General features: G+C 57.4%; 2 protein-coding genes and 1 tRNA gene. 2 read left to right on the top strand and 1 reads right to left on the bottom strand.

Going from position 1 to position 3,917, the window contains the following annotated elements:
* Positions 1-456: 456 nt before the first annotated feature.
* Positions 457-533: transfer RNA gene (locus J2Y56_RS28225), tRNA-Arg, on the bottom strand.
* A 348-nt stretch (positions 534-881) separates the two neighbouring features.
* Here J2Y56_RS28225 and gabD point away from each other — a divergent pair.
* Complete coding sequence (gene gabD / locus J2Y56_RS28220; RefSeq protein ID WP_310354088.1) at positions 882-2,324, top strand: NADP-dependent succinate-semialdehyde dehydrogenase; 1,443 nt, start codon at positions 882-884, stop codon at positions 2,322-2,324.
* Positions 2,325-2,522: 198 nt separating this feature from the next.
* Positions 2,523-3,800 (top strand): 4-aminobutyrate--2-oxoglutarate transaminase, encoded by a 1,278-nt coding sequence (gene gabT, locus J2Y56_RS28215; protein WP_007944100.1) that lies wholly within the window; start codon positions 2,523-2,525, stop codon positions 3,798-3,800.
* Positions 3,801-3,917: the final 117 nt, after the last annotated feature.

Here is a 3,917-nt window from a genome sequence, read left to right as displayed (position 1 = left end):
ATGTGAGAGTAGGTCATCGTCAAGATTAAATTCCGAAACCCCTATCTGCGTATGCAGGTAGGGGTTTTGTTTTGTCCGCAGGAAAGTTCGTGCAGTAGGGGTCTGACTCAGTTGGGAGAGCCTCATGCTTGAGGAGCGCGGTCTTATAGCGCCGGAAATGATCAGCAAAAAACTATCTGCTCAGCGAGCACCCGATCATCAAGGCCCTGGCCATGGCTTACAAGCCGCGTGGCAGGCCCCGCAGGCTCCAATCAGGGCTCGCAATACCAGAGCGGCTCTATCTTTCGCCAACGCCCCTGACGTAGTCGTATGCCTTCGAGCAGGTTCGCCCTGGAGCGATGCTGAGACTGGCCCAGCCGAGATCTATAAAACAGCGGCATTGCCCGGAACTGGTTAATCTTCACCCACAAAAAAGCCCCAGACCCTAAGGTCTGAGGCTTTTTCATTTACAACGTATGGTGCACCAGGCGGGATTCGAACCCACGACCCCTGCCTTCGGAGGGCAGTACTCTATCCAGCTGAGCTACTGGTGCAAGCGGGCGCCATGATACTCATATGTGCAGCGGTCGTCCATGCTGCTGAATCGACTGGCTTTTTTGAAAGCGTAACGTGCGATTACTACGTTGATCAGAAAAACCAGGCAAATGCGGCGTTTTCGTTCTTTTTTTCGAACAGCCTATTGTCCTTTACCCCCTTTGATCCTAGGATTCGTTTGAGATTTCAAACGCTCTTGTCTGGGTGCTGAACCGCACGATATCAATCAGTGCGCTATTTATGTGCTTCAGCCCGGTGAATGATTTCCCTGACGGCAGCCTATAGGGCGCCTTTCTACAATCATAATTTGCTCCGCGCCTGTCGCGGTGCTGTTAAGGAAAGCCGACATGCAGCTTAAAGACACCCAGTTGTTCCGCCAGCAAGCCTTCATCGATGGCGCGTGGGTCGACGCGGACAATGGTCAGACGATCAATGTGAACAACCCGGCAACGGGCGAAATTCTGGGCACTGTGCCGAAAATGGGTGCTGCCGAAACCCGTCGTGCGATCGAAGCCGCTGACAAAGCGCTGCCGGCCTGGCGTGCACTGACCGCCAAGGACCGCGCGAACAAGCTGCGTCGTTGGTTCGAGCTGATTATCGAAAACCAGGACGACCTGGCTCGCCTGATGACCCTCGAGCAGGGCAAGCCATTGGCCGAAGCCAAGGGCGAAATCGTTTACGCCGCTTCATTCATCGAATGGTTCGCCGAAGAAGCCAAGCGCATCTACGGTGACGTGATTCCGGGCCACCAGCCAGACAAGCGCCTGATCGTGATCAAGCAGCCAATCGGCGTGACCGCTGCGATTACCCCGTGGAACTTCCCGGCTGCGATGATCACCCGTAAAGCCGGCCCGGCGCTGGCTGCCGGTTGCACCATGGTGCTCAAGCCTGCTTCGCAAACGCCGTTCTCGGCATTTGCGCTGGCTGAACTGGCTCAGCGTGCCGGTATTCCTACTGGTGTGTTCAGCGTTGTTTCCGGCAGCGCCGGCGACATCGGTAGCGAACTGACCAGCAACCCGATCGTTCGCAAGTTGTCCTTCACTGGCTCGACCGAAATTGGTCGTCAGCTGATGGCGGAATGTGCCAAGGACATCAAGAAAGTTTCCCTGGAACTGGGCGGCAATGCACCGTTCATCGTGTTCGACGACGCGGATCTGGATAAGGCCGTCGAAGGCGCGATCATTTCCAAGTACCGCAACAACGGCCAGACCTGCGTCTGCGCCAACCGTCTGTACATTCAGGATTCGGTCTACGACGCGTTTGCCGAGAAGCTGAAAGCGGCCGTGGCCAAGCTCAAGATCGGTAACGGTCTGGAAGAGGGCACCACCACGGGTCCGCTGATCGACGAAAAAGCCGTGGCCAAGGTTCAAGAGCACATTGCTGACGCGATCAGCAAAGGTGCAACCGTTCTGGCGGGTGGCAAGGTCATGGAAGGTAATTTCTTTGAGCCGACCATTCTGACCAACGTGCCGAAGAACGCTGCCGTGGCCAAGGAAGAAACTTTCGGTCCATTGGCGCCGCTGTTCCGCTTCAAAGACGAAGCCGAAGTGATCGCGATGTCCAACGACACCGAGTTCGGTCTGGCCTCGTATTTCTATGCTCGTGACCTGGGTCGTGTGTTCCGTGTGGCTGAAGCCCTGGAATACGGCATGGTCGGCGTCAACACCGGGTTGATCTCCAACGAAGTCGCGCCATTCGGCGGCATCAAGGCCTCGGGCCTGGGTCGTGAAGGTTCCAAGTACGGCATCGAAGATTATCTGGAAATCAAATACCTCTGCCTGGGTATCTAAGCTCGCAAGACAAGAGCCCAGCAAGGCATTGCTTCAAACGCAAAGGGCACGAGAGCGCTGTCCCTTTGCGTGCAACAAACGGAATTTTCTCTGTGGCTGGGAAAGCTGTGGCAGTCGATCATCGCATGCTGCCGTAGTTGCCTCCCCGCTGCATTTTCCTTGAACCACGCCGCCCGATGAGCGGTGAATGAGGACTTTATGAGCAAGACTAACGCATCCCTGATGAAACGCCGCGAAGCCGCTGTACCACGCGGTGTTGGCCAGATTCACCCGATCTTCGCCGAGTCCGCGAAGAACGCCACCGTGACCGACGTTGAAGGTCGCGAGTTCATCGACTTCGCCGGCGGTATCGCCGTGCTGAATACCGGGCACGTGCACCCGAAAATCATCGCCGCCGTGACCGAGCAACTGAACAAGCTGACTCACACTTGCTTCCAGGTGCTGGCCTACGAACCGTACGTAGAACTGTGCGAAAAAATCAACGCCAAGGTGCCAGGTGATTTCGCCAAGAAAACCCTGTTGGTCACCACCGGTTCCGAAGCGGTAGAAAACGCCGTGAAAATCGCTCGTGCCGCCACTGGCCGCGCCGGCGTGATCGCGTTCACCGGCGCTTACCACGGTCGCACCATGATGACTCTGGGCCTGACCGGTAAAGTCGTGCCTTACTCGGCCGGCATGGGCCTGATGCCAGGCGGCGTGTTCCGCGCGCTGTACCCGAACGAGCTGCACGGTGTGAGCGTCGATGATTCGATCGCCAGCATCGAACGCGTCTTCAAGAACGACGCTGAACCGCGTGACATCGCTGCCATCATCATCGAGCCGGTTCAGGGCGAAGGCGGTTTCTACGTCGCGCCTAAAGAGTTCATGAAGCGACTGCGCGCGCTGTGCGACCAGCACGGCATTCTGTTGATCGCTGACGAAGTGCAAACCGGTGCTGGCCGTACCGGCACTTTCTTCGCCATGGAACAGATGGGCGTGTCCGCTGACCTGACCACCTTCGCCAAATCCATCGCCGGCGGCTTCCCGTTGGCCGGTGTGTGCGGCAAGGCCGAATACATGGACGCCATCGCTCCAGGCGGCCTGGGCGGTACTTACGCCGGTAGCCCGATCGCTTGCGCCGCGGCCCTGGCCGTGATGGAAGTGTTCGAAGAAGAGCATCTGCTGGACCGCTGCAAAGCCGTCGGCGAGCGTCTGGTCACTGGCCTCAAGGCTATCCAGGCCAAGTACCCGGTGATTGGCGAAGTCCGTGCTCTGGGCGCGATGATTGCTGTTGAGCTGTTTGAAAACGGCGACAGCCACAAGCCAAACGCTGCAGCGGTAGCGTCGGTGGTGGCCAAGGCTCGCGACAAGGGCTTGATCCTGCTGTCCTGCGGCACTTACGGCAACGTTCTGCGCGTCCTGGTACCGCTGACTTCGCCGGACGAGCAACTGGACCAAGGTCTGGCGATCATCGAAGAGTGCTTCTCCGAGCTCTGATTGATTTGTGAGCTGATCGACAAAAACCCGCTTCGCAGACTGTGTGAAAACCTAGCAATCTGCATCGCGGTTTAAGAAAATGCCCCGTAATCGAAAGATACGGGGCATTTTCTTTGT

It is taken from the genome of Pseudomonas sp. BE134 (assembly GCF_031456105.1).
Classification (GTDB): Bacteria; Pseudomonadota; Gammaproteobacteria; order Pseudomonadales; family Pseudomonadaceae; genus Aquipseudomonas.
This window is presented reverse-complemented; position numbering and strand designations above follow the sequence as displayed.

Bases quoted from the DNA above. Each gene is read 5' to 3' on its own strand.
- gabT (WP_007944100.1), top strand. From the start codon at position 2,523: ATGAGCAAGACTAACGCATCCCTGATGAAACGCCGCGAAGCCGCTGTA.
- gabD (WP_310354088.1), top strand. From the start codon at position 882: ATGCAGCTTAAAGACACCCAGTTGTTCCGCCAGCAAGCCTTCATCGAT.